The sequence below is a fragment of the Nocardia flavorosea NBRC 108225 genome (genome assembly GCF_001613385.1).
Taxonomy (GTDB): Bacteria; Actinomycetota; Actinomycetes; order Mycobacteriales; family Mycobacteriaceae; genus Nocardia; species Nocardia flavorosea.
In genome coordinates this window covers 1-25,502 of the sequence record NZ_BDCG01000013.1, presented here as the reverse complement: position 1 = coordinate 25,502, position 25,502 = coordinate 1, and the positions used below count along the sequence as shown (strand labels likewise).

Annotated in this window: 21 protein-coding genes; 7 read left to right on the top strand and 14 right to left on the bottom strand. The window is 66.8% G+C overall.

Annotation, left to right across the window (positions count from 1 at the left end):
• Positions 1-99: 99 nt before the first annotated feature.
• Positions 100-1,275: a serine aminopeptidase domain-containing protein gene (locus NFL01S_RS15875; protein WP_062976019.1), complete on the bottom strand. Its 1,176-nt coding sequence runs from the start codon at positions 1,273-1,275 to the stop codon at positions 100-102.
• Positions 1,276-1,377: 102 nt separating this feature from the next.
• Positions 1,378-2,469, bottom strand: a complete 1,092-nt coding sequence (locus NFL01S_RS15870) for a homogentisate 1,2-dioxygenase (RefSeq protein ID WP_062976017.1) — start codon at positions 2,467-2,469, stop codon at positions 1,378-1,380.
• Positions 2,470-2,611: 142 nt separating this feature from the next.
• Here NFL01S_RS15870 and NFL01S_RS15865 point away from each other — a divergent pair, with 142 nt between their 5' ends.
• Entirely contained in the window at positions 2,612-3,298 is a 687-nt protein-coding gene (locus NFL01S_RS15865) for a TetR/AcrR family transcriptional regulator (RefSeq protein WP_062976015.1), read from the top strand.
• Positions 3,299-3,402: 104 nt separating this feature from the next.
• On the opposite strand, the gene NFL01S_RS15860 is transcribed toward NFL01S_RS15865, so the two are convergent.
• Positions 3,403-4,143, bottom strand: a complete 741-nt coding sequence (locus NFL01S_RS15860) for an NAD(P)H oxidoreductase (RefSeq protein WP_084492726.1) — start codon at positions 4,141-4,143, stop codon at positions 3,403-3,405.
• Positions 4,144-4,216: 73 nt separating this feature from the next.
• On the opposite strand from NFL01S_RS15860, the gene NFL01S_RS15855 reads away from it, so the two are divergent.
• The gene (locus tag NFL01S_RS15855; RefSeq protein WP_062976013.1) at positions 4,217-5,149 is read left to right on the top strand and encodes an AraC family transcriptional regulator; all 933 of its coding nucleotides are present in this window, start codon (positions 4,217-4,219) and stop codon (positions 5,147-5,149) included.
• 129 nt (positions 5,150-5,278) lie between these two features.
• Complete coding sequence (locus tag NFL01S_RS15850) at positions 5,279-5,674, top strand: VOC family protein (protein ID WP_062976011.1); 396 nt, start codon at positions 5,279-5,281, stop codon at positions 5,672-5,674.
• Positions 5,675-5,991: 317 nt separating this feature from the next.
• Here NFL01S_RS15850 and NFL01S_RS15845 read toward each other — a convergent pair whose 3' ends face one another.
• Positions 5,992-6,303 (bottom strand): hypothetical protein, encoded by a 312-nt coding sequence (locus NFL01S_RS15845; protein ID WP_157116574.1) that lies wholly within the window; start codon positions 6,301-6,303, stop codon positions 5,992-5,994.
• Positions 6,304-6,679: 376 nt separating this feature from the next.
• On the opposite strand from NFL01S_RS15845, the gene NFL01S_RS15840 reads away from it, so the two are divergent.
• Positions 6,680-7,981 (top strand): DUF1254 domain-containing protein, encoded by a 1,302-nt coding sequence (locus NFL01S_RS15840; RefSeq protein WP_062976006.1) that lies wholly within the window; start codon positions 6,680-6,682, stop codon positions 7,979-7,981.
• Between the two features lie 54 nt (positions 7,982-8,035).
• Here the strand turns inward: NFL01S_RS15840 and NFL01S_RS15835 are convergent, their stop codons facing one another.
• Positions 8,036-8,899: a helix-turn-helix domain-containing protein gene (locus tag NFL01S_RS15835; RefSeq protein ID WP_062976004.1), complete on the bottom strand. Its 864-nt coding sequence runs from the start codon at positions 8,897-8,899 to the stop codon at positions 8,036-8,038.
• A 174-nt stretch (positions 8,900-9,073) separates the two neighbouring features.
• Between NFL01S_RS15835 and NFL01S_RS15830 the strand changes: the two genes are divergently transcribed.
• Complete coding sequence (locus NFL01S_RS15830) at positions 9,074-9,928, top strand: SDR family NAD(P)-dependent oxidoreductase (RefSeq protein WP_062976002.1); 855 nt, start codon at positions 9,074-9,076, stop codon at positions 9,926-9,928.
• A 259-nt stretch (positions 9,929-10,187) separates the two neighbouring features.
• Complete coding sequence (locus NFL01S_RS15825) at positions 10,188-11,003, top strand: DUF3048 domain-containing protein (protein WP_062976001.1); 816 nt, start codon at positions 10,188-10,190, stop codon at positions 11,001-11,003.
• A gap of 42 nt (positions 11,004-11,045) precedes the next feature.
• Here the strand turns inward: NFL01S_RS15825 and NFL01S_RS15820 are convergent, their stop codons facing one another.
• From NFL01S_RS15820 to NFL01S_RS15785, 8 genes are all read right to left on the bottom strand, one after another.
• On the bottom strand, positions 11,046-11,282 hold the full coding sequence (locus NFL01S_RS15820) for a hypothetical protein (RefSeq protein WP_062975999.1): 237 nt from the start codon (positions 11,280-11,282) through the stop codon (positions 11,046-11,048).
• Positions 11,283-11,492: 210 nt separating this feature from the next.
• Positions 11,493-12,092 carry an exonuclease domain-containing protein gene (locus NFL01S_RS15815; protein WP_062975997.1) on the bottom strand — a complete coding sequence of 200 codons (600 nt, stop codon included), beginning with the start codon at positions 12,090-12,092 and terminating at the stop codon, positions 11,493-11,495.
• A 95-nt stretch (positions 12,093-12,187) separates the two neighbouring features.
• Positions 12,188-12,781, bottom strand: coding sequence for a DUF4352 domain-containing protein (locus NFL01S_RS15810; protein WP_063915965.1), 594 nt, complete (start codon positions 12,779-12,781; stop codon positions 12,188-12,190).
• Positions 12,782-12,970: 189 nt separating this feature from the next.
• Positions 12,971-13,627, bottom strand: coding sequence for a DUF8020 domain-containing protein (locus NFL01S_RS15805; RefSeq protein ID WP_062975995.1), 657 nt, complete (start codon positions 13,625-13,627; stop codon positions 12,971-12,973).
• A gap of 413 nt (positions 13,628-14,040) precedes the next feature.
• Entirely contained in the window at positions 14,041-16,263 is a 2,223-nt protein-coding gene (locus tag NFL01S_RS15800) for a 3'-5' exonuclease (RefSeq protein WP_062975993.1), read from the bottom strand.
• Positions 16,263-22,613 carry a DEAD/DEAH box helicase gene (locus NFL01S_RS15795; RefSeq protein WP_062975991.1) on the bottom strand — a complete coding sequence of 2,117 codons (6,351 nt, stop codon included), beginning with the start codon at positions 22,611-22,613 and terminating at the stop codon, positions 16,263-16,265. Before NFL01S_RS15795 ends, NFL01S_RS15800 begins: the two co-directional genes overlap by 1 nt.
• Before the next feature lie 304 nt (positions 22,614-22,917).
• Positions 22,918-23,397 (bottom strand): DUF4352 domain-containing protein, encoded by a 480-nt coding sequence (locus tag NFL01S_RS15790; RefSeq protein ID WP_174555693.1) that lies wholly within the window; start codon positions 23,395-23,397, stop codon positions 22,918-22,920.
• A 122-nt stretch (positions 23,398-23,519) separates the two neighbouring features.
• Positions 23,520-23,819 (bottom strand): hypothetical protein, encoded by a 300-nt coding sequence (locus tag NFL01S_RS15785; RefSeq protein ID WP_062975989.1) that lies wholly within the window; start codon positions 23,817-23,819, stop codon positions 23,520-23,522.
• A 368-nt stretch (positions 23,820-24,187) separates the two neighbouring features.
• On the opposite strand from NFL01S_RS15785, the gene NFL01S_RS15780 reads away from it, so the two are divergent.
• A complete protein-coding gene (locus tag NFL01S_RS15780) occupies positions 24,188-24,994 on the top strand; it encodes an RNA ligase family protein (protein WP_062976598.1) in 807 nt (268 codons plus the stop codon).
• A gap of 34 nt (positions 24,995-25,028) precedes the next feature.
• On the opposite strand, the gene NFL01S_RS34505 is transcribed toward NFL01S_RS15780, so the two are convergent.
• Positions 25,029-25,313, bottom strand: a complete 285-nt coding sequence (locus NFL01S_RS34505; RefSeq protein WP_084492796.1) for a DsbA family oxidoreductase — start codon at positions 25,311-25,313, stop codon at positions 25,029-25,031.
• Positions 25,314-25,502: the final 189 nt, after the last annotated feature.

The following is a 25,502-nucleotide window of genomic DNA, read 5'->3' as shown; positions in this document are numbered from 1 at the left end:
GGCCGGGCAAGAGGTGCCGGCGAGTCCTCGACGCAGGCGGCTCGGGACGCGGGCGGCGGTCCGCGTCGATCCCCGGGCGCGGTTGCTCGTGCTGTCCGCTCATTCTGTGGGGCCGAGGCCCCGGGCCCGCAGCCAGCCGTCGACCAGCCCGATCGCCTTCGCCAGCGGTTCGCGCTGGTCCGGACCCAGGTAGTAGTGGTTTGCGCCGGGGATTTCGTGCAGTTCTTTGTCCGCGCAGCCCAGCGCCTGGTAGATGCGGTGGGCGTGCGAGGGCGTGCAGACGTTGTCGGCCGCGTTGTAGAGCACCAGGGTCGGCACGGCGATATCCGGGCCGCAGGCCACCGCGTCACCGCGGGCGTCGTCGATACTCCACTGCGACAACCAGCTGCGCAGCGTGCTGAACCGGGCGAGGCCGAACGCGCCCATATTCACTTCCTGCGGTTCACCGAGATAGGACTCGCCAGGGGTGCGGTCGTTGGGGTCCAGTGCCGGGTCGAGAACCGTGGGGTCGGCCATGGTGCCGTGGACGACGAAGCAGTATTCGTCCTGGGGACGGTCGGAGGCCTGGATGGTGGCCAGTTTCTCCTTCACCCAGGCCGTGATCCGGCGGTTGCGGTCGTGCTGCGCCTGGCGGAAGCGCACCATGAATTCGGGGCTGTACGGCGGCTGGTTCGGATTGCCGGGGTTGTAGAGGTCCAGTTCCGGATCGCGCCGGGTGGGGTCGGATTCGTCGAGAATCGACGGGTCGATGCATTCGGTGAGTGTGTGATGGCGGCTGATATGGGCGGCCATCAGCAGGATCGCGTCGGCGGGCGGCAGATCCAGCTCGGTGAGGTCGGGTCCGTCGCCGGACGGGCTCGCGGTCACCGTGGGATGCTGGGCCTGCTGCTGGTAGTACACCGACAGCGATCCGCCACCACTCCAGCCCGCCAGCACCACCTTCCGGTAGCCGAGCCGCTGCTTCGCGTCACGAATACATTCGCCGAGATCCTGCACCACCTTCTCCATGAGCAGCGCGGCATCGGCGCCCCGGTAGCGGCTGTTGCAGACGATGATGTGGTGACCGGCCTTGGCCAGCGACGTGACGATCGGCAGATAGGTGCCGCTGGAGACCGGGTGCATGAGCACCAGCACGGTCTCCGAGTCCAGGCCGGCCGGTTTCACCAGAATCGAATCGAGCGTGACCATTTCGGTGAGACCCCCGTAGGCGTCCCGGGTGCCCGAGGTGTTCGCGTAGGCGATCACATACGGGGTGCGTTCGACATGGTGCGACATAGAGTGCCTGCCTTCGTCTTTCGATACGAGAGTCACCGCCGTCACCCGGGCGCCGGGTCACGCGCGGCTGCCTGCGGGCGGGAGAAGAGGCCCGGTGCGGTATCAGTGCGCGCCGAGGTTGTTCGCCAGTACCTCCGGAGAGGGGATCAGACGCCGCCTGGTGTCGACGGCGATCGTGGTCCAGCCGATATGGCTGATCTCCTCACGCTTACGCCGCGCCCGCTCTCGCATCTTCTCCGGCGCCCCGTGGTGCACGCCCTGCGGCGCATGCGAGATCAGACCCGGCGGCATCGGCACGCCGTACATATCGCCGCCGTGGAAGAACGCGATCTCGTCGTAGTCGGCATTGCGGTGATACCAGGGAATCGTTTCGGTACCCGGTGCCGATTCCGCTCGTTTCGGCAGGAAGTTCATCACGTACACGCCGGTGGCCTGCATGAACAGATGCACCGTGGCGGGTAGATGCACCGTATCGGAGAGGACCACGTTGTAGTCGGCGATATTGAACGTGAACGGGAAATTATCGCCCTGCCAGCCCACCACATCCAGCGGATGATGCGGATAGACCAGTGAGGTCGGGCCGCCCTCGTGGACCAGGCGGACCTCGTATTCGTCGCGCCCGTCGTCGTCCATGGCCGCAGGCTCCGGAACGATCATCCGGTTCGGGTCGAACGGGAAATGCCGGCCCAGCGGACCCGCCGGTGGTACCCGGAACTCCTCGGTCGCCTCGATCATGAGCAAAGTGGTTTCGTTGTCGGGGACCTGCCGGAATGTGCACGCCTTCGGCAGATACACCCAGTCGCCCTCGCGGTAGCGCAGCGGACCGAATTCGGTTTCCAGTAGCCCGGAACCCTTGTGCACGAACGACAGTAGATCGCCGTCGATGTACCGGGCGAAGAACGGCATCTCCCGGTCGCGCCGGCTCAGCGAGATCCGGCAGTCGGCATTGGAGAACAACAGCAGCGGCGAACCCGCCGGATCCGTGGAGTCGGTGGGTTTCAGCGCGTCGGCGAGCACATCCACCGGGGCGAGCGGACCCACCGCGCGGTAGCCCACCGGATCGTTGCGCCGATACAGCTGCGCGGTACGCCCGGTGAAACCACCGCGCCCCAGCTCATCGTCCTTGAGCCCGCCGAGATCGGCGTGCAGCCGGTCGGGAGTAGTGCCTTTCCGCAGGTGCACAAAGGATTCCATAGCAGCATCCAGTCCTCGTCGGGCGCTGCGGCGGAGGTGGGTGCGCGCCGGGCGGAGCCGCCGCGATCCCTTGTCCCCGTAGCGCGAAGTGGCTGGGCTCACAGTCGCAGAAAAATTGATTGCAGTCAATATAATCGCGGCCATGGATATCGCACCCGAACCGCGGGGGCCGCGCAAGGGACGGGGCAGGCCCCCGGCCGGGGAAACACCGGCCTCGGTGGACGAGATCCTGACGGCCGCGCTACGGGTTTTCGCCCGCGACGGGTTCGCCGGTGCCTCCGTCGCGGCGATCAACCGGGAACTCGGCGTGAGCCACAATCTGATCCACCAGCGGTTCGGATCGAAGGAGGCGCTCTGGTACGCGGTCGCGGACTGGATCTTCGCCAACGCGGTCACCCTGCTGAAGATCCGGCCCGAACGCACCGACCTGTCCCCGCTGGAGGAATTCCACGCGGGAATCGTGCGGTTCCTGGAGCTACAGGCCGAATACCCCGACGTGGTGCGCCTGATCAGTACGGAAGCGGCCATCGAAAGCCCCCGCCTCACCTACCTCTACGACCGGCACATCCAGCCGATATCGGTCCTGCTCGCCGAACCCCTGAAACCGCTGCTGCAACGCAAGATCCTGCACCGCGACGATCTGCGCTCGCTACACTTCCTCATCGCTCACGGTGCCACCGCGCCGTACGCTGCCCTCCCGCTGGCAACCCGGATGTCCCCGGCGGACCCGCTCGGGAAAGCCGCGGTGCGCCGGCACGCGAGGCTGGTCGCCGACACCATCGTCGCGGGCATCGAAGCCCGGATCGCGCGAGCGGATGAGCCGCCGTGATTTCGGCGGCCCCTCCGGGGCGAGGCCGGTCGCGCGGTCCGGCCGGTGCCGAATGCGGAACCCCGCACACAGTCGGCACCCGCTGGTTGCGGTCCGGCCCGGGCTCAGGCTGCGACCCGTTCGCCGGCGAGGAAATCGTCGACGAAACCGGCCGCCCTGGCCTCCAGCGCGGCGTAATGAGCGTCGCGCGCGGTGCCGGTGAGGGCTTCGTCCAGCAGCAAGGTGCCGTCGGCATCCAGCCGCTGCGGTTTTTCCTCCGCGCCGGGCAGCAGCCCCACCGCGGAGTGGGTCAGGCCGCAGTAGTAGGCGATACCGTCGTCGAGTTGGGCGCTCAGCGCCTGCTGCATCAGGCCGACCACCTCGTCGTCGTCGGCCGCGCCGGCGAGGCCGAGCCACAGCATCCGCTTACCTGCCAGCCGGGGCTTGCTGCGACCGTAGGCGAACCCGTAATTCCACACCCGGTCGATCCAGCCTTTGAGGATTGCCGGCACCTGCATCCAGTACACCGGGAACACCGCGACGATCACATCGGCGGCGAGGACGCGCCGCATATGGCTTTCTACCTCGGGGGAGTACGTTTTTTCCCGGTTGTTCCAATCCGGGAGGTCGGCCTCGGTCATCCGGGGGTCGAAATTCTCGGCGGTCAGGTCGAGCAGGTCGATCCGGTAGCCCGCGTCGGTGAGCCGGCGAGTGGTGAGCCGTGCGATATGGGCGGTCAGCGAATCGGGTCGGGGGTGTGCGACGACGACCAGTGCGGTACGAGCGGTCGCGGTGTCCTCTAGCGGGGTGTGCGGCACGGAATCCTCCAGGGTGATCCGATTTCTCGGCTGTTCGGTCGGTTCCATTCCACCCGGAATCGGCTGGACGATCTATGGGTGAAGGTCCACATTCGATAGGAGTTCGTCTACGCTCGATGATGTGGACCCATTGAGCAAACTGCTGGGCGGTATCCGGGCCGAAGGTGCCGTGCTCACGCACGCGGTTCTGGAGGCGCCGTGGACCATCCGCTTCGCCGACCGCGCACCCCTGACGATGATGACCGTACTGCGCGGCGGCGGCACCCTGCTCCTGCCGGACGGCACCGAACGCCGGATCGCCGCCGGGGACACCGCGGTAGTGCGTGGCTGCGAACCCTTCCTGCTCGCCGACCGTGCCGATTCGGTCGCGCTCCCGCATGCCGAATACGAAATCGCCTGCTTCGTCGAGGAACCGAAATGCGAAGCATCCCTGGGAGAAGGGCGCTGGGGGAACGATTCCGCGGGCGAAACCGCGCTGATCGTCGGCGCCTACCGTGCCTCGGGCCGCCGCCACGAACGCCTCTTACGCGCGTTACCACCCGTCCTGGTGGTCACCGACGATGCCGAGACCTGCGCGTGGATGGCCTCCATCGCCGCCGACGCATCCGCCCGCCCCGCCGGCGCCCAAGCCATGATGGACCGCCTGCTCGACTGGGCACTGGTGTGCACCCTGCGCGACTGGTTCGACGGCCAGGACGCCGACGCGCCGGGCTGGTACCGCGGCCCCGCCGATCCGGTGGTCGGTCCCGCCCTGGAAGCCATGCACAGTCAACCCGCCGCGGGCTGGACGGTGGCGACCCTGGCGTCGAAAGCCGGTGTGTCCCGGGCTTTGTTCGCCAAACGCTTCACCGACGTCATGGGCCAATCGCCGCTGGCCTACCTCACCGAATGCCGGATGGACGAAGCCGAAGAACTCCTGGCCGATCGTGACCTCACGGTCGCGCAGGTCGCGAAGGCCGTCGGCTACGCGGATGCCTTCGGTTTCAGTGCCGCCTTCAAACGGCACCGCGGACTACGACCCAGTGATTTCCGCGGCAAGGTCGCCAGTTTCTGAAGCTGCACAACGGTGCAACGGAGCGGCCGGCGATTACTTCTGCAACCGGCCGAGCCGCGTCGGCCGAGCGACGCCGCCGGCGACAAATCTCCAAGCCCGTACGTGCCGCAGCAGCCGATACTCACGTCTATGAACATCGAACAGATCACCCCCAAACTGGTCGTCGAGGGCGCCGATAAGGCGATCCGCTATTACAGCGAGGTTTTCGGCGCGGTACTCCGGCGGCGGGACGAGGCAGGTGGGCGGGTCGTCTTCGCCGAAATCGGCCTGCCCGGCGGGGCGAGTTTCCAACTGAAGGATGCCGACGAGTTCGATACGGACCCACTGCGGCTCGGCGGCCGCGGCCTGCTCCTCACCGTGGAGGCAGGCGATCCCGACCGGCTCGCCGAACGGATGGCCGCAGGCGGCGGGGAGATCGTTTTCGAGGTCGCGGATCAGTCGTACGGGATGCGGCAGGGGCGGGTGCGTGACCCATTCGGTCACGAATGGATCGTCGGCCGACCGATCCCGCCGGACGCCGGGTAGCCCTGGCACCGCGCCAGAACGGCGCTGCCCGTGTCCGCGGAGCGTCCACCCGGCTGCCGCCCTTTCTCCCGGCATGAAACTTCCGGCGGTGTCGGGGCGTTGCCTGTTTCCGCGGGCGGTGTCGAGCGGAAGATGACAGGTACCGGAAAAGACCGAACCCCGGACGGCCGAATGGCGTTCCGGGGTTCGGCGGCTCGGAAAGCAATGGTCCTGAGCCTACGCAGATTTTGGGGTGGTGCGGTACGTCCCTCACTGAAGTGGCCGCGCCGGCGACCCGGGGCCGAAATCGTCCATGGAGGTTCGTACAGGGGTGTTACTTACTCAGTGCCCTGCGTGCCGGAGGATCCGGCCGCCAGCAGCTCCAGCAGCGGGCCCAGCGATTCGGCGGATCCGGTGCCGGCTTCATCGGAGGTGTTCGCATTCTCGCCGGCGGCCGATCCGGACAGCAGCTGCGGCAGGAGCGGCAGCAACGCGTCCGCGGATCCGGTACCGGCTTCTGCGCCCCCGTCGTCCTGGATCGGCGCGGCCGGCGTCAACTGCACCGGCGCCGCGGCTGCGGTGCCAGCTGCAGCGAGACCCGCGGCAGCGATGGATACGGCAGCGGCAAACGTGCGAAGACTATGTCTCACACCTGTTCCTTTCATTGTTGTCCCGAGTGGGACGGCTTTGCTTACGACTTTCTTATGCCTGAGAGAGTGCGAAGTGTTACATCAACTTCTCGCGAGTTTCTCGGTCAGGCTTCGCGGGCGATCGCGCCCTGAAGGTTGAAAAGGCAGCCTCTTAGCCGAACTCGCGAATTCGGAGGAGAGCGAAGAGGCTCCCGCGGGGCCGATCGACATAGGCGGTAGCTATAACTGGTGTCGATCGGCCGCAGCTCTCTTCGCGCACCGGGAACTCACCCGAAATGTGCGAGGTGAACAAACCGCACCCGGGGAAGTATTTCGCCCGTGATCCCGGCCGAGGGGGTTCGGCAGTCAGGCGGGCCGGTCCGATGAGAGGAGAACGGTGAGCATCCTGTCCGACGATCTGCGCACGCTGAGCTACGAGGCGACGCTGTACTTCTATCCCCTCGTGACCATGGACATCAGCCGACGTCAGCAGACCGGCAGCCCGGCGGGGGTACGTCCCGGTTTCGGACCGCCCAACGAGTTCCACCATATGCGTGAGTTCCCGCCCGCGGACTTCCGCGCGGTCGTCCGGCCCAACTTCGACACCCTGTACTCGATTGCCTGGCTGGATCTGACCGCGGGCCCGGTCGTCGTGCACACCCCCGACACCGGCGACCGCTACTACATGCTGCCGATGCTGGACATGTGGACCGATGTTTTCGCCAGTCCCGGCAAACGCACCACCGGCACCGGCGCCGGGGATTTCGTTGTCACCGCGCCCGGATACCGCGGTCCGCTACCCGAAGGCGCCGGGGTGATACCGGCGCCCACGCCGCACGTGTGGATCATCGGCCGTACACAGACGAACGGCCCCGCCGACTACGCCGCGGTCAATGCGATCCAGGACGGCTACCGCGTCACGCCGCTCGGCGATGCCGTCCCACCGGCTCCGGCCGAGGACGCGACCACGGAACCGCTCACTCTCGTCCACGAGATGAGTGCCCTCGACTATTTCGCCTACGCCGCCGACCTGCTCGTCACCAACCCGCCGCATCTCACCGACCAGCCGGTACTGGCTCGGCTCGAGCGGCTCGGCATCATCGCGGGGCAACCTTTCGACACCGGCCGTTTCACGGCCGAGCAGCGAGCCGAGATCGACGCCGGCCGCGCCGAAGCCTTTCAGGCCATGCACACCGCGATGACCACACTGGGCAGTAAGGCCAACGGCTGGGCCGTCAACACCGACACGATGGGCGTGTACGGGAACTTCTACCTCAAACGCGCGATGGTCACGATGGTCGGCCTCGGCGCCAACCCACCCGAGGACGCCGTATACCCGCTGCTGATCACCGACTCCGACGGCGACCCGGTCACCGGTGAGCACGACTACGTCCTGCATTTCGGCAAGGACGAGCTCCCGCCGGTGGCTGCCTTCTGGTCGGTGACCATGTACGACGACCAGGGTTTCCAGGTGGCCAACGAACTCGGCCGCTTCGCCATCGGCGACCGCGACCCCCTGTCCTACAACGCCGACGGATCCTTGGACCTGTACCTCCAGCACACCCACCCCGGCCCCGCCCGCGAACCCAACTGGCTACCGGCGCCGCCGGGCCCGCTCGGGGTGACGATGCGCCTGTACGCCCCACTCCGCGAAGCCTTGGACGGCCGCTGGCAACCCCCTCCGCTGCGCAAGGCATAGCGGAGGGCGCACTGGTGAACAGTCTTCGAGCGGTGTGCACCGGGAATGGTCGCTTCAGCGGGGCCGGGTGGTGCGCCCCGGCATCGACCAGCTGGCGAGCAGGCTCATCGCTTCCCGGGAGGGGCTGCCCGGTTCGGTCGTGTACACGTACAGGGTTTGATCCGGGTCACCCGGCAGGGTGAGTGTCTCGTATTCGACTGTGAGTTCGCCGGCCACCGGGTGACGTAACCGCTTGGCGCCGTGGGTGCGTTGTAGCACCCGGTGTTCGCGCCACCAGTGCCGGAATTCGGCGCTCTCGCTGCTCAGCTCCTCGACGAGGGCGTGCCCGGCCCGATCGCCGGGATTGTTGCCCACCTCGAGCCGCAGGCTCTCGACCGCGGCGCGGGCCTGCGATTCCCAGTCGGCGAACAGGGTGCGCGGCTCCTCGCCGAGGAACATCCAACGGGCGTAGTTGCGCTGTGTGGCGGGCATGGCGGCGAAGTCGGCGAACAGGGCGTTGGCCATCCAGTTGCTCGCCAGCACGTCGGACCGGTGGCCGAGAACGAGGGCGGGGAGCCCGGCGAGGGAATCGAGCAGTTGGTGAACCCCGGGGCGGAGCCGCTGCACGGGGACGCTGCGCCGGGCAGGGCCGGTAGCCGGCCGTCCGACCAGACGCCCGAGGTGTACCCGGCCGGCCGCGTCGAGGTCGAGGGCGCGAGCGATGGCGTCGACGACACCGGTCGTGGGAGTGATCCGGCGTCCCTGCTCGAGCCGGGTGTAGTAGTCGGTCGATACCCCGGCCAGCAGAGCGACCTCCTCGCGGCGCAGACCCGGCACCCGCCGGATCCGGCCATCGGCCGGTAGGCCGGCACGGGCGGGATCGATCTGAGCGCGGGCGCGCCGCAGGAAATCGGCCAGTTCCCGATTCGGCTCGCTCATGGTTCGGATTATCCCGGACCAGGCACCGCTGTGCCTGGGTCGCGCCGTCCTACGTTTGCCGATCCCAGGCCCGGGTGGGCTAGATATAAGGCTCTGAACAGGGGGGATGGCCACCAGACTGGGGTCAGCGCAGGCCTCGGCAGGAGGCTCGCAGAGCGAAGGAGTGAAGGAAAAATGACCGCATCCGCACCCGCCACCTGGTTCGTGACCGGTACCTCCCGGGGGCTCGGACTGGAACTGGTGAAGCAACTGCTCGACCGCGGCGACAATGTCACCGCCACCACCCGCAGCGCCGAACGACTGTATGCCGGGCTGGCCGGAGCCGACACCAGCCGACTGCTCGCACTCACCGTCGATCTCGCCGACGAGGCACAGGTGCGCGATGCCGTGCGGCATACGCTCGACCGCTTCGGCGCAGTGGACGTGGTGGTGAACAATGCGGGGTACGGCTACCTGGCGGCCATCGAGGAATTATCCGACAGCGCGGCCCGGCAGACGTTCGACATCCAGGTCTTCGGGGCATGGAACGTCCTGCGCGCGGTACTGCCGCATCTGCGCGCCCGCCGCCGCGGCCATATCGTCAATATCTCGTCGATCCTCGGCCTGACCACAATGCCCGGCTGGGGCCTGTACAGCGCGGGGAAGTTCGCGCTCGAGGCGATGAGCGAAGCGCTGGCGGCCGAGGCCGCCGATGCCGGGGTCAAGGTCACTCTGGTGGAGCCCGGCTACTTCCGGACCGATTTTCTCAGCACCGAGTCGCTGGCGCTGCCTTCGGCCACCATGGACGGCTACGAGCCGATCCGGGCGATGACCCGCGATCATCTGGCGCTCCAGGGCACCCAACTCGGTGACCCGGTGCGCGGCGTCCAGGCAATCCTGGAACTGGTCGACCGTGGTGACGGGCCACTGCGCCAGGTGCTCGGCTCCGATGCGCACGCGTTCGCGTCGGCGAAGGTGGAGTCACTGCGTGCGGACCTCGAAAAGGGTAAGGATCTGGCCATGACCACCGATTTCCCGCAGCATCTCTGAGCAGCGCGCGGGCGGCGGCATCGTCGACCACGCATGAGGGCCCGCCGAGGGCAGACCTCGGTCAGCGGCCGGCTCGACAACTCCTGCCTTCGTCGAGGGCGGCGTAGGATTGCGGGCGTTAGAGGTTGCCCCTATGCAACAGCGATGGTGGGTGTTTACAGCCGCGTTCCTGACGACACTGGGGATGTGCGCGGTGGTCGCTTGCGGTAGTGGCACCCGAACCGACCGCGCTCCTCCTGGCCCTGACACATCCTCCCCGGTGGGGGCGCCCGTACTGGTGGCGAAGATAGACAACAGTCCGCAGGCACGGCCACCGGTAGGGCTCGGAGCTGCCGATGTGGTCTACGTCGAGCCGGTCGAAGGTGGTTTGAGCCGGTTGGCCGCCGTGTTCTCGACCGATAAGCCTCCGGTGATCGGGCCTGTCCGAAGTGCGCGGGAAACGGACCTGACGCTGTTGGACCAGTTCGGCAACCCGACGCTGGCGTCTTCGGGTGCCGCACCCGAGCTGGTCGCCGCGGTCGATCAGTCCTCGCTCCAGAACGCCTCGGCCGAGCGGCAGCCTGCGGCGTACTTCCGCGACTACAGTCGCCCCGCGCCGCACAACATGTTCGTCCATTCGGATCAGCTGCCCGAGGGCGGCGGTTGGCCGGCGGATTCCCAACTGCACTTCGGTCCTGCGCCTCCTGGTGGCCGGCCCACGCAATATGAGGAAGCGCGGTATCCGGCCGCGGTGATCGGTTTCGACTGGTCACCCGGCGACCAGCGGTGGCGGGTGTCCATGGGCGGCACCGCCTACACCGCTGCCGATACCGGACCGCTCATGCCGAGTACGGTCGTGCTGCAGAGCGTGCAGGTGTCCAACTCGTCCATCAGCGACGTCGCGGGCAGCGTCTCACCCCTGGTCCGGACGACCGGTAGCGGTCCGGCGGTCGTCCTTCGAGACGGTCAAGCGTTCCCGGCCTCGTGGTCCCGGCCCTCCCAAGATGCCGGCACAACCTATACGACCCCCACCGGAGCACCGATCCCGTTCGCGCCGGGGCAGGTCTGGACGGTCCTGGTTCCAGCGCAGTTCTGATAACCGGCACGGCGCCGCCAGTGCTCTGTGCCGATGGCCGGCTTACCTCCGGGGCTCAGTGCATGGGTGGCGACCCGCGCCGCGGCCCCGGCCACCGCCCACACCGGTCCAGGCGGTCACCCCCGCCACCACCAGTTCGGCGGCGAGCAGCACCATGGAAGTGATGATCACCAGTTTGGTGTGCTCGATATCGAGCGCCTCGTCATCGGCCTGTCCGGCCAGCCATCGGCAATGGTCGATCAGCTTCGGTAGCGCGCCGTCGTCCTTGCCGCCGACCAACTCCCAGTGCGCGCTGAGCCGGGAATGAGCTCGGAGAGATCGGGCATCGCGTTAACCTCCGCCTCGAGCGGCGCCATGGCCTGTTGTGTGGCGTCGCCGGCTTGCCGGGCCGCGGCGTGCACCGCCTCGAGTGCGGAACGGGCGAGCTTGTCCGGTGTGGACCGCGTCGTGTTTCAAGTGAAATCGTTGGGCGGCACCGGACTTCGAGGTTCAGCGGCAGCCGATGTTGCCGCTCGGACCGAGTGAGCCGAGGCGGGTGCCGGTGGCTTTCGCCAGGGCTGCCAGATCGTGGGCTCCGACTCGGGCGGCGATCGCGAGGGCGATATCCGCTGCTGCGGCCGCGTCGGCGCCGGCCTCGTGGTGCCGGTCGACGCGGGTGCCGAGCGCCGCCGCAACCTCCTTCAATCCGTGTCGGGGGATATGTGGCAGGTGTTGCTTCGCCCATCGGCGGGTGCAGCCGTACTGCCAGCTCGGGACCGGTATCCGGCTGTGTCCGCATGCCTGCACCAGGGCCGCCATATCGAAGGCGGCATTGTGCGCAACCACCGGGAGTCCGTCGATGGCCGTTACCGCTGCCCGCAGTTGCTCGGCGAAGCAGGGTTGATCCGCGACCATTTCGGCGGTGATGCCATGGATTCCGATGTTCACGGGATTGAAGCTGTGGACCGGTGCGGGCGGGCGGCAGAGCCAGGCGTGGGTGCCGACGCGGATTCCGTTGCGGACGATCGCGACGCCGATCGCGCAGATGCTGCCGTATTTCTGGTTCGCCGTTTCGACGTCGAAGGCGGCGAAGTTCAGGGTAGTGGTCATCGGCCTGCTTTCCGAGGCGAGGGGCCTGGCCGTGCCATGCCCGGGGTATATCGCGCGAGATATGCGTGGTTTTCGAGCGCGGCCGGCTCGGGATGTCACCGCACCGCGACCTGGACGCCGCCGGAGAACATCGAATCGTGGAATTCGAGGGCCGCGGGGGCGGTGCCGACGGGGACGTCGAAGGCGAGGATTACCGAGAATTTGTTGCCGGGGTTGATATCGGTGTAGACGTCGTCGTTCAGGTAGATCTCGGCCTCGGTGTCGTTGCTGAATTCCCGGCCTCGGGCGTCGATGAGTTTCTGGTTGTCGCCGAAGTAGGACTGTGGCCGGTCGCTGGTGTTGACGACGTCGATGTGGACCAAGATGAACTCGCCCTGGGCTGTTTTGCTCAGGTAGTCGCCGCCGACCGATTTCGCGGGCGGTTCGACCTCGGTGACGACGAACGCGAACTTGCCGTCGCGGACTTCCGATCCGGCGGGAGCGATGTCCGCACCGTCTTCGGCTGCGGAACCGGCATCGACGGTGGTGCTGCTCGAGCTGTCCGAATCGTCGGCGCTGGTGGCGATGATTCCGGCGCAACCGCCGCACAGCAGGATGAAGAAGCCGAGGACGCCGAGGACGATCCAGAGGCCGGTCCGGCTCTTGCGCGGGGGCTGGGGGTAGGGAAGAGGGTATTGGGGATTGGTCATCGGACCGGACTCCTCGTTTCGAAGTAATACGGCATGCGGGGTCTGCCCGCGTGGGTGTCCCGGTGGGGTGGGGTGCGTGGAAAGCCGGGTCGCTCGTGGGCAGCAGGCCCAGCGGCTATGGGGTGAGGACTCGGCGCCTTCCGCTCCGGCAGTCGGTTTCCGGAGCGGGCCGCCACGAATACCGTTCGGCTACCAGCAGAATCGGTGCTCGCCGTAGTATTCGCATTCTTCCTGGTAGTCCCACCGGTCCGGGATATCGGAGTTCGGGATGGCCGCGCCGGCCGCTCCGCCGAGCGCCATCCCGCCGAACACACCGGCGAGCAGGCCGACCGGCACACTGATCGGGATCAGCAGGCCGCCGGCGGCGATCCCGACGACCATGCCGATGAACAGTCCGGCGAGTGCGCCCACTCCGCCGCCGATCCCGACACCGGCTTCGATGCTGCGCTGGCGCGGCGAGGTTTTCCGCCAGTAGCCGATATCCTGGGCGGCGACATCGGCGACCATTTTCGCGCCGTTCTCCTCGACCCGCGGTGCCAGCGTGAGTACCCGCTCGCCGACCTGTACCGCACGCGGAATGCTTGCGATGTGGGCACCGTGGCCGGCGACGATGTCGATCGTATCGCCGGTGACGGTGAAGGTGCCGCCGGTGAGTTCGGCGGCGAGTGTCCGTCCGTCGCGGCTCACGAGGTAGCCGACGCCCGCCTCGGTTCCCTGCGCGCTTCGGGGGACCGCGTTCGCGATTTCGCCGGCGGACGGTTGCGGGGCAGCGACAGCGGTGTTCTCGACGACGCCCAGTGCGGCGATGGCGAGTGCGGCGGCGGCGGTGAATCGTTTGATTCTCATGACGGGTGTTCTCCTTGTTTTCGGCGCAGCAGCGAGCACGCCGAACTGATAGGTCTCCTGGTATCCGGGCAGACCGGTTCGCTGCCGGTGTTCCGCTGCGAACGTCTGCCCGCTGGTTCGTGCGGGCGTTCGATCTCCGTCGGCGGTTCGATACGCAGGCAGGTGGAGCGGGCCCGGCTAGAGGCGGGACTCCTTGCGCTGCAAAAGTTCTGGACCCGCATGACCGGTTTGGCCGGGCCGGTCATGCGCGCAGTAGAACACTAGGGCAGTCGTGAAAACATTGTCAATAGAGAATTGGCTGGGCGCGGTACGTTTCCGCTAGCTGGTGTAGACTGGCGTCTTTCAGTACGTCGAGCCCACCCCGATATCAGGGCAGGCTCCGATCTCGGCGCAGTAGAACGAATCCGGCGCGGCTACCTGCCGTACTGTCCCAGCAGCTCGGACGGTTTACCGCTCCAGGTCACCACCACCTGGTCGCGAGCACGGCTCGACGCCACATACAGCAGCGATCGCTCGCGCAGGTCGGCCTCGCCGCGTTCCTCCTCGGGGACTCCTTGCAGGCCGGCCCGCGACGGAACGTGGGCTTCGTCGATGCCCGCGAGGATCACCCGGGAGAACTCCATACCTTTCGATCGGTGCATCGTCATCACCTGCACATAGCCGGGTACGGGCGGATTGTCGTCCAATGCGCGGGCGTCGACTCCACGCTCGGCGAGACCGCGCACCATCTGGTTCCGGTCGTTGATGCCCCGGGTCAGCACGGCGATCGTCGCGCGGTCTTCTTCGTTTTCGGGACGGAGCCATTCCTTGATCTGATCCGCCACGGCCTGGAGTTCCTCGGCGGCCGAATCGCAGTGCCGCAGGACCGGCTCGGGCCCGTTACGGGCCGACCGGTAGTCGCGGGTGGACTCCTCGCCTTCTTCGAGGTCGTGGTACTCGGCGCCGTCGAGGATGCTCATGGCCAGGTGCAGGTTCTGCGCGGTGGTCCGATAGTTGAGGGTCAGCCGCCGCGACCGGCCGACGATCTTTATGCCCAGACGGCCCAGGACAACCGGTTGCCCGTAGATGCGCTGATGCGAATCCTCGGCGATGAAGAGATCATCGACGCCCTCGGCCACCAGTGAACGCAGCATCCGCCAGTGGGTCGCGTGCAGGTCCTGGGCCTCGTCCACGATGACGTGGTCGGCGAGATGGCCAGTGCCCGAACCGGCCTGCAGGCGAAGATGTTCGGCGGCGACCGCCAATATTTCGGGAAAACTGAGAGTATCGTCCATCCGGCTCCGGCGCCGGTAGGCCTCGACGAGTTTCCATATCGCGATCCGCTGAGGTCGCGTCAGGCGGACACCCCTGCCGGGTCGAGGCACGCGGGCGTACTGCTCCAACGTGGTGATCTTGTTGGCGAGGATTACCGAGGTGTACTCGATGTCCAGGAACCACGGTGTGGACAGTCTCGGGTCGAGGCCACCACCAGCGGATTCCACGACCTCCCGCCACACCCTGTCCTGTTTGGTGCGGGCCGTCGACACCTCGGCACGAGTGCCCAGCACCGCCTCCACCGCCGGGCCGATATCGCCGGCTTGTTTGACGATATCGCTGGCGAGCTTGTCGATCCCCTCGACGTAGACCCCGCGCCTGCCGGGCCGGTCGGCGATCTCGATTCCGGGGTCGAGCGCGCGCAGATCGCTTTCGAGGTTCTTGGCCAGCGTCTTGTTGAACGTGGTCAGGACGATGCGGGCGTCCGGATTACGCAGCAGCAGATTCCGCGCCCGATGGATGGCCACCACGGTTTTGCCGGTGCCCGCGCCGCCGGACAGCCGGAACGGTCCGTTGTACGTCTTCTCGGCGTAGGTGCGCTGCTCGGGGTGCAGGAACACCCGCCATGCCGCGAAATCGCCGCCCTCGATGACCCGGCGCAACTCCTCGTTGCCGTCGATATAGGTGAACTGGATCTTGGAGGCGGGGCGATCCAGCGCCTCCATGATCCGGTCGTCCTCGTCGACCGTGGTATCGACAGGTGCCTCGGTGAACCGGTATTTCTCGCGGATCTCGTCGATCGCGGTACCGCAGGCCAGTTCGAGCAGGGCATCGGCCTGCCACCCGCCGATATCGGCGGCGATATCGTTGAGCACGTAATCGTCGGCGGCGGTGAGCGCGCGTTCGGCGACCACGGGGTCGAGACCGAGCCGCTCGGTGAGGGCATCGAGAGTGAAACCCGCTCGCGAGAGGAATCCGCGGTCGGCCTCGGCCTTTTTCCCGCCCGGCGCGACCTGCGGGGCCGGTGCGGGTCCGGCGCCCGGCTCGGTCAGGATGCCCTCGAGAATTCCGTTGACCGGATTGACCCGCAGCACAGCGCGTTCGGCGATGGAGTTCGCTTCGTCATGGGGCCAGGTGCCCATGTAGACGTAGGTGGTGCCCCCCTCCTTGGGGTCCACGCGGAACAGGACCGCGCGATGGTTGAGGTCGACCCGCCCGGTTCGCACCCGCCGGTCGGCGGCGCCCTTCATCGGCTCGATATGCAGGCCCGGCGTCGTATCGTCGGATTGCAGCTTCTCCAGGAAACCGAAAACACGCTGGGCGATCGACCCGTCGATGCCGCGAAGCGATTTGTTCTGGTTCGCCATGACGATATTCGCCATCACATCACTCCGTTCGCAGTCAGGGCCGCCACGATCGGCGCGATCTCCGGCCCACAGATGGACCACCCTTGATCGGCAATCGTATCGGCGGCTGCCGCCACATCATCGAACAGCACACCGACACGTGGCCCAGGCCAGGCAATATCGATGACCTCGCCGTCGTCGGTCTCGAACCCCTGTGTGGGCAGGGGCGTACCGGCCGAAGCCAGTTCCCGGATCAGGTTTCGTTCCTGGTCGGAGATGCTGTCGGCGTACAGGACCTGCCACTGCGGGCTCAGGTCGGTGGTGTCGGACTCGACGGCCGTCGTTCCCGGCGTAGGAGTTTCATCGGTGAAGAGGTTGCGGCTGGTGACGAGGTGGGCGTCATACAGTCCGAACCAGTTGGACAGGCGCAACCATTCCTGCCAGGCGGCCCTGCGATCGACCGAGGGTCCGTCGTCGCGATCGTCGAGCATCAGCACCGCGGTACTGGTGCCGTTGTCGGGTCGCAGGGCGGCGGTGACGGTCAACGGCCCGTCGGTATAGGCCCAGCAGGCGTACTGGCCCGCCGGTATCTGCGCGGTCTCGTCGTCGAGCAGGTTCAGTGCCCAGGAGGCCAGTTCATCGCAGTCGCCTCGGTGACGGCTGTCGCGCATGAACATCAGCGGTAGCCAGCGACCGACCGTGGACCATGCCTCGAGGTCGGGGTCGTTCACGAAGTGGAACAGCTGGGTGACGGGGTCCGATTTGACGAGATCGAACACGGCAGGTCGCGGATTGCCCTGCTTCATGGTGATTTTGGCCAGCTTCTCCGTATGCCACGAAGGCGCGGCCTGTTTCTTCTTCCCCGTGAAGCGGTCCAGATCCTCGTAGCCGAAAGACCAGACCAAGACTCCACCCGACCGGAGAATGGCACGTTTACGGGCATCGTCGGCGATCCGGTTGTTGTCCGCCGTGGCGTGGTAGGTGTGTCCGTCGGCGAACAGGGCGATCACCGGGATCTCGGGGTCGGTTGTCTTCAGCTCGAAATCGGGCAGGCTGTTGCCCATCTGTACTTGCGGAGTGAGCGTCCAGGTACGGATTTTCTTGCCCGGCACCGTGATGGTCGCCTTGTTGGCATACGTGCCGGGCGTTTCCTTGATGGTGGCGCCCAAGGTCCGCAATCGGTTCAGGAATTCGATGTAGAACTCCCGTTCGAGCGGTGACTCCTTGCTGGTCGCGGGTTTCGCCGGGGTTTCCTCGACGATCGACTCCTGCCAGGTCTCCCACACCGGATCTTCCTCCTGCGCTCCCAGGATGGAGTCGAGGATCTTGGCCACGGTCCGCCGGGAAACCTTGTCGAGCTCATGCGGTGTCGTGAACGGCAGCAGACAGTTGTGGCAGGCCAGCCGTGCTTCGCCTGCGCAGGAACAGTTGTGCAGGACCTCCCGGGCCGCCCGCAGCGCCGACCACACTTTCTCCGGATCGGCGAATTCGGCGAGGTAGCCGGTGCCGCCGGGCACCGTGTCGTGGATGAGCAGCGCCTGCTGGTTCCGGTCGTACAGGGCATCGGTGATGGTGACGACATCCAGATGCTCCGGCGACCCGCCGATCACCTGACGCAGCCCGAGCAGAATCGCCGCACTCAGACTCGGGTAGGCGAACGAGTCGTACCGAAGGAATGCCGGGACATGCAGGAGTACCGCCTGGGTCCGCAGCGTCCGGGCGAGGGCGATCTCGCGGACATGGTCCTCGGTGGCGGCCTTGCGATACTTGCACCAGCTGCGATGTTCGTGCGGGTCGTTGCGGCCGGCGATGCGGTCGAGCTGGCCGCAGCCCGAGCAGACCCGGAACAGCCCCGTGGTGATCTCGGATCCGGCGATGGTGCGCCGCCCACCCTGCGAGGTGCGCCTGCCCAGGTTGAGCCAGCGGATATCGATCCGCCGCAGATACTCCGCGCCGAAATCGTATTCGGTGGCGAACCATCGGCGAGCGATATTGTCCGGGTCGATATCGGCCGCGGTGACCACCGCATACATCTCTCGTTGGCGTTCGTCGCGGGAATCGGTGATCGCTGCCTCGTCACGACGCACTTCCGCCGAAACCTTCGCCATCTCCACCACCTGCAACTGCTGGCTCACATCGGCGATTGCGGAGGTGCCGCAGCGCGGGCACCGGCTCGGCGGCATCGCATTCTCCGCGGCGACGCTGGTCCCGGCCCAGCCGCACTGCGGGCACATCCGCCACAGATGGATATTGGCTTCTCCCGCACCGAGGTCGACGGCGTCGATCTTCACCGCCAGACCCTGCGCGTAGAAGGTGGAGCCCGGCGCCAGCTCGGTCAGCGCGACCCGGGCGCCGCGCCGGTAACTTTCCGTATCGCCCTGGTATTCACGGCTTTCCGGATCGAACCAGGTGATCCCCACATCCAAGGTCACCGAATCGTCGAGGAGCGTGTAGTTGGGCAGCACCCCATAACGTTCGAGGACGCCCACCCAGTGTTCGCGCGTGAGGTCGTGCAGATGTTTACCGAGCAGGCGCAAGGTGGCCCGGGCCGAGCGCAGATCGCGCTTGTCGTCGTCGGTGGCGGCGGGGGAGTTGGCGCGCTGCTCGAACTCGGGGAGCGCGGCATCGACCGCGGTCCGGCGTTCGGTGAGTTCGGTGACGTCCAGGTTCCACCGGTGCACTGCCTCGCGCAGTTGGCGAACCATGGCGCTGGGCTCGCCGAGCTCTGTCGGTGTAGCCCACAGGCGCAGAGCTTCCCGGGGTGTATCGGGGAGCAGGCCGCCGAACTGGTCCAGAAACCCCTCGACGAGTTCGCCGGCCTCGAGATCGGCGAGGCCGATCAGGCCGCCCATCCAGGTGCCTTCGTCGAAACTGCCGAGCACCGCGCGGGCCTCGATCGGATCCTGGGCGCCGGGCCGCCGCGCCAGCTGGTCGACGATATGCGCGACGTACTGGCGTTGCAGGATCTCCTCGGCGGTAAGAAAGGTCGCGGGCGGGCGGACCTCACCGGAGATGACCGAGGTCGGGTCATACAGTTTCGGCAGATGCTCCCCGCGGCCCCGGACGAAAGCCAGGATGAGCGAGTTACCGGTGAGCCGGCCGGCGCGACCGACCCGCTGCAGATACGAGGCGACGGTACGCGGCAGGGATCCGAGCATGACTGTCGACAGGTCACCGATATCGATGCCCATCTCCAGGGTGGGTGTGGCGACCAGGACATTCGGTGCGGTGGGGTCGATACTGCGCTGTTTGAACTTGGTCTCGTATTCCAAGCGCAGCGGCGTCGGGAGCAGCGAAGTGTGCTCACGCGCCACCACCCGCTTCATCTCCGAGCGGTCGTAGAGGTTGCGGTAGAAGTTGTCGGATTTCGGCGCGCGGTGCAGGGTGCCGGGGCAGCGGCTGAGCAGGCACGGTGCGCCGTCGAGTTGAGCGACCACCGCGGCCGTTCCCGGATTCTGGGTCTGGCAGACACCACATACCAGTAGGTGCCGGCCCGCCGCGAGGTCGTCGAGACTCGGCGCGCCGACCCGGATTCCGTCCTCGTTCAATTGGTAAGCGGTGAGCGCTTTCTCGGTGGTGACGGTGGTGAGGATGCGCTCATCGGTGAGCACGGCGAACAACGAACGGGCGAGGAACCCGCCGTCGAACGGTGCGACACCGAGGCACCGCGACGTCCACAGCGCGTACCACGACGAAGGCGCAGTGATCGGGTCGAAGCCCTCGGGTACGGCGCGGGCACCGATGGCCGGGAAAGCGGGAGCGGGCCGGCCTTTGGGAAACGCGGGCATACCTTCCCCGCGCGGTCGCCCGCCCCAGACCCAGCGGCGGTTGGCGTCGTGCTGCACGTATTTGTCGAGCCAGATATGCCGGATGGCCCCTTGGATCCGCATTCGCTCGACCGTGCCGCGGACCCATCGGCTGATCGCCGCGGTATCGATCTCCGCGAGCGTCTGCTGGTATTCGGTGTTGTCCAGCGCTCGGGCACCCAGCCGGGCCACGCGGTCCGGTGCGCCGAGGTCGACTTCGGCGACCACGCTCCCGGTGAGCTCGAGGGTGCGGCCGAGGCGGGATTGGAGTCCGAATTCGAGGTCGATATCGAACTGCACCCGGCGCCGGACCTTTTTCGTCGCCTCCCGGCGCTTGGCCGCGGTCGCTTCGCCCTGCCAGAACGCCCCGAATTCGTCGCGTTCGACGATATCGGGCGCGAGCAGGTGGTAGCGCCGGATCGGATCGTCGCCGGCCCGGTCGATCACCGCGTCACACAGTTCCGTGAGCGTCAACATGCCCCCATCGGAGACCTTCTCACCCAGCGCATTTCGTAGCGTCGACCGCAGGCTCAGTGTGTGCGAGCGGGCCTGGACGAAACCCGCGCGATGGGCCGCGTCCTGGACGCTGTCGGTGAACATGAGCGCCTTCTTCTCGTCGGCGGCCAGTTCGGCGTCCCCGAACATATTCGACAGCGCCACCGAGAGCTGGGTGGCGACCGCGCTGCCGAGGAACCGGATTCCGTCGGCCGTATTGCATGCCGGGCACACATCTTTCGTGGAGTCGTCGTCGGCGGCGGGACCGTGCAGCACCAGGACGGGCAATACCCGGCCCTCCAGTACCTCGGCGCTTTCCGGATCGGGGATCTCGTCGCTGATTTCGCGGTCCTCGATCCGCAGCCATCGCAGATCGGGCACCGGCGGATCCAGTTGCGCTTCGACCGGCGCGGAGATCAAGGCACGAATCCGGGCATTACCCGAGAGGTGCTGAGCGCGCACGGACGACTGGTCCGGATCCAGCGCGTACCCGGTCGGCGCCAGCCGCACACCCCATCCCGAGCGACCGCAATGGCGGCAGAACAGCGCAGACGCATACTCGGCGTGGCCGCCTTCGGTATCGCCGTCGTCGGCCCAGCGGAATCGGGTGGAGGCCGAAAGCTCCCGGTCTATCCGGGACAACTCCCGGATCCACAGATGCACATCCACATTCAGCGCCGAGCGCCCGATCTCGGCCCGTAGATGGGACAGGGCCGCGAACACATAGTCGAGGTACCGCTGCCGGATCGCCCGGCCGCGCTGGCTATCGCGTTCCGCGGACGACGCGGAGATGATTCTCGCGGCCAGTCCGGCCAGCGAGATCGCTTCGGTGGAATGGCCGAGCAGCCGGACGAACCAGTGATGCTTCTTCAGCAGATCCAGCTGTTCGGTCTCGTCGAGCCGGCGCAGTTCGGCGGCGAGTTCCTCGAAGGTCGGATGCTCGTCGCCGGTGCGCTCGAACAAGGTCGCGAGAACTGCCGCGGTGAGATACGCGTTGTTGGGGGAGTGGCTGCTGAACGCGTCGAGATCTTTGACGGCCTGTTCGGCGGCCGGGGCGATCGGAACATACCGCCGGTCGAGACCGGGGTCGCGATCGGCCAGCCACTCCTGTGGTTCGAGCCGGGTTTCCCCGACGAGCGATCCCGCGCCGAATTCCTCACCGAACACGGTGTGCGCGAACTCGAGCATGGCCGTGGGTTCGCCCCCGCCGCCGAGAGTCGCCGAGGTGGCAACCGGCGTGATCCGCCCCAACGGTCGCGCCCGGTCCTCGTCGGTGACCGGCGATGATTCGGTCCAATACGATTTCACGGCCAGCCCGAGCCGCCGCAGCAGCATCGCGACATCGGTGCCCTGCGCGCCGTCGTAGGTGTGGAACTCGTCGAGCACTACATACTGCAGCGATTCCGCCGACTGCCGCCACATGGCGGCGCGATCGGGACGCAGCAGCAGATGGTCGAGCATCTTGTAATTGGTGAGCAGAATATCCGGCGGCGAATCGTGCATCAGCCGCCGATCGGTGATCAGGCCCTCCGCCGAGACCAGGGTCCGTCCACCCGAGCTCTGTTCACCGGTGTACAGGCCGGCGGTGACACCCGACAGCTCCGGATGTGCGTTGATCAGCCGCGCCAGCCGCTGCTCCTGATCGTTGGCCAGGGCGTTCATCGGGTAGATGATCAGCGCCTTCATCCCCGTGACGCCCTGCTTCTTGGCCCGCACGACATGATCGAGGATCGGGATGAGAAACGACTCCGTCTTACCGGAACCGGTGCCGGTGGTCACCAGCGTCGGCAGGGGCCGGGCCTGGAACTTGGTCGACAACAGCTCGAACGCCTTGGCCTGATGGCCGTACGGCACGAAGTCGTCCGGTAGCCAGTCCAGGTGCATACCCCAGTTGCCGCGAGCCGATGCGAAGGGCAGACGTAACCGGAGGTAGGGGCCCTTGAACATGCCGTCCCGGGCGTCGCCGACGAAATCGGTGAGCGCGGCCTGGGTATCCGGATCGGTGAGCGCGAAGGTGGTCGCGAGGTAGTCGGTCAAACCTTCGCGCAGGCGGTTGGCCTGCAAGGTCGGTAGGAGTGCCCCCACAGATGCTCCTCGATAAATCGGCCGACTCGGCAGGTCGGAGGTTTGCTCAGCCCGCTGACCAGTTTGTTTTCGCCGGCGGGCGTTCTTCGGATGCTAGTCCAGGCGCCAGCCGCCCGGCCCGCGATCGAGGCGAGCTGGGCGATCCGCGCACCGGGCCGGACATCCACCGCACCCGCGTCGATATATGCCGCACATACGCTGCGAGGGGGCACCTTGATGGTCGTTCCCGGACGTCGAACAGTTACAGGTCGGCCGTGCGGTTCATTGATTTCGCCACGGCGGACAGTGGTCCGGCCGGAGGCATTCAGCTCACCGCGACGAATATCTTGTCGGAGAACATTGCGGGTTCAACGGCGAGGGTGCCTTGGGCCGCCGATGCGGACGGCACGGTGAAAGCGACGTTGCCGGTGGTCGATGCTCCCTGGAACAGGGGGCTGAGTGTGTCGAGCGCATCGGGTTCGACGGCGGAGTTGTCGAAGGAGTTCACGGTGTTGCCGTCCGCAGTCACGTAGCTGATCGTCGAGAAGGGCGTTTCGCCTTGTGGGTCGGTGCCGATGTAGGTGATGGTGACGTTGGCCAGCAGATACTGCGATCCTGCGGGCGGTGGCTCGTTGAACGAGTTCTCGGCGGCCACAGCGTCATTCGCGCCGAGGCGGATCAGCGCTCGGATGATGAGGACGAAGATCCAAACGCCTATGCCGGCGCAGGCCAGCAGGCCGAGGAGTATGAGCCCGCCCGCCGTCGCGCCTTGAACGAACGAGTAGATGACCAGCAGGACTCCCATGGCACCGATGAAGGCGATGACGCCGGGGTAGGTCTGGCGCCGGGAATCGGTAACAGGTGCTCGTTGTCGACCGGTGGTGGATCGGTGGGTGGATTGGACACGGGTGCGCCTTGCGGGCTGGGCTACGAGAGTCCATCGAAGCTGCCGGTGGCCATCAGCCCCAACAGGTGAAGTGGGATCTCTCCGTGGGGCACCACCGACAGCCGGTATCGGCCGTTGTTCAGCTCGTCGCACAGGACTACGGCGCCGGGGACGTGTCCGTACGCGGCTTTGTCTGCGTTGCATGCCCATTCGGCGTCGTAGCCGGAGTAGTGCCGCACGTGGGTTTCGGCGCCGGCGCTGCCTGCACCGGGTCCGATTGCGAGGGCGGTGGCGGCGCCGGCGGTGAGGGCGAGAGCGGTGATTCGGGTGCGGTGCGACACGTGGACTCCTGGTTTTGGATGCGACAGGCTCGGGGCCGGTGGAGGACTGATTACGCAGTGGTGAGCCCGGGGTAGCGGGCGATGTATCCGGCTGGCTGCGAGCAGGAGTGTTTCTTCTGTCGCACAACGAAAGCCGGTACTTCGATCGCCCGTCCCGCCGGTGCTCGGCGTCTATACGGACGTTATCCGAAGTCGACCCGCATGGCAAGTGAAAACATTGTCAATCAATTGCAATTGTATCGCGCTCGACCTCCAGCCGTCCATGTCACCTGATGCCGCCCAGTCGGGACCGGGAACCGAACATGAGCAACGCGGTCGACATCGGAAAAGCGTTGGACATCACCAGGTGTGGCGAACATGATTCCTGCATGAGTTTCGATGTGCGCAGTGCCGACCTGAATGCGATCAACACCGCAACCAAGTACCCATCGATCCAGACCTATCACGAGCTCGGGGAACGCGGTGCGCTCACGGAGGTCGTCACCCAGTTCACCGGCCCGGTCATCGGAACCGAGAAGGTCGACGGCTCGAATGCGCGCATCATCTCCCTGCCCGACGGCAATTGGCTGCTCGGCAGCCGCGAGGAGCTGCTGTACGCCAAGGGTGATCTGATCGGAAATCCGGCTCAAGGCATCGTGGCCGGCCTGCGTTCTTTCGCCGAATCACTGGAGCCGGTGAACGATGTCGTGCGCGTGCACTATCTGGAGCTGTACGGCGGCAAGATCACCGCGGCGAGTAAGCAGTACACGAGCGAACGTGCCGTCGGCTACCGGCTGTTCGACATCGTCGAGCTGCACGACTACGACGCGATCCTGACCCGCTCGCTCTCGGAGATTTCGTCCTGGCGGGAGTCGGGCGGGCAGCCGTTTCTGACCGAAGCCGATCTCACCGCGGTCGCCGCCCGCGACAGGGTGGAACTCACGCCGCGGTTGTTCGAGTTCGACGCGGCGGAGCTGCCGCGCGATATCGAATCCATGCGGGAGTTTCTTGCCGAGCATCTGCCGGTAACCCGCTGCCGACTGGACGAGGGCGGTGCCGGGAAACCGGAGGGCATCGTGCTGCGAACCCGGAACCGGTCGGTCATCGCAAAGGCTCGTGTCGAGGATTACGAGCGGACCCTCCGCCGGCGCGGCCGGGCTGCGCCCGCAGGGGCTGCGGTGCACGGATCACGCTGATAACGCGAGGTGGGGCGCTGACGGTCGTTGCAGGTCAGTCGGTCGACGGTGCTCCCGGCAGCGCACACCGATCGGGTCCGCGGGCCTCGGCGCCGGTTCCGACCGGTTCGAGGGTGGGGCGGTCGTCCCAGGCGCGTCGGAGGGCTTCGGTGAATACCTCGGTGGGTTGGGCGCCGGAAACCGCGTACTTGCCGTCGATGACGTAGAACGGGACGCCGGTGATGCCGAGGCGGGTGGCTTCCTGTTCGCCGGCGCGGACGGCATCGGCATACCTGGAACGGTCGGTGAGGACTTCCCGGACGTGGGTGGGTGGAGACAGGCGGTGATGACGACCGCGGCGGCGATCTCTTTGCCTGCGGTGGCGACCGCTCCATCGTCGAGGCCGGCGCCGTTGTCGCCTCTGGCGTCGGCCGGTAGTGCCATGCCGGAGTCGTAGAAAGGGTCGGCGAGTGGGGCGTTCGGGTTTGTGGCCGCTGGCTCGGGCCCGGTTGGCGTGCCACCGGTCTTA

Coding starts and splice junctions, on each gene's coding strand:
- NFL01S_RS15870 (WP_062976017.1), bottom strand. CDS start 2,469: ATGGAATCCTTTGTGCACCTGCGGAAAGGCACTACTCCCGACCGGCTG.
- NFL01S_RS15810 (WP_063915965.1), bottom strand. CDS start 12,781: ATGACCAATCCCCAATACCCTCTTCCCTACCCCCAGCCCCCGCGCAAG.
- NFL01S_RS15830 (WP_062976002.1), top strand. CDS start 9,074: ATGACCGCATCCGCACCCGCCACCTGGTTCGTGACCGGTACCTCCCGG.
- NFL01S_RS15875 (WP_062976019.1), bottom strand. CDS start 1,275: ATGTCGCACCATGTCGAACGCACCCCGTATGTGATCGCCTACGCGAAC.
- NFL01S_RS15805 (WP_062975995.1), bottom strand. CDS start 13,627: ATGAGAATCAAACGATTCACCGCCGCCGCCGCACTCGCCATCGCCGCA.
- NFL01S_RS15860 (WP_084492726.1), bottom strand. CDS start 4,143: ATGGAACCGACCGAACAGCCGAGAAATCGGATCACCCTGGAGGATTCC.
- NFL01S_RS15865 (WP_062976015.1), top strand. CDS start 2,612: ATGGATATCGCACCCGAACCGCGGGGGCCGCGCAAGGGACGGGGCAGG.
- NFL01S_RS15850 (WP_062976011.1), top strand. CDS start 5,279: ATGAACATCGAACAGATCACCCCCAAACTGGTCGTCGAGGGCGCCGAT.
- NFL01S_RS15835 (WP_062976004.1), bottom strand. CDS start 8,899: ATGAGCGAGCCGAATCGGGAACTGGCCGATTTCCTGCGGCGCGCCCGC.
- NFL01S_RS15800 (WP_062975993.1), bottom strand. CDS start 16,263: ATGGCGAATATCGTCATGGCGAACCAGAACAAATCGCTTCGCGGCATC.
- NFL01S_RS15780 (WP_062976598.1), top strand. CDS start 24,188: ATGAGTTTCGATGTGCGCAGTGCCGACCTGAATGCGATCAACACCGCA.
- NFL01S_RS15815 (WP_062975997.1), bottom strand. CDS start 12,092: ATGACCACTACCCTGAACTTCGCCGCCTTCGACGTCGAAACGGCGAAC.
- NFL01S_RS15790 (WP_174555693.1), bottom strand. CDS start 23,397: ATGGGAGTCCTGCTGGTCATCTACTCGTTCGTTCAAGGCGCGACGGCG.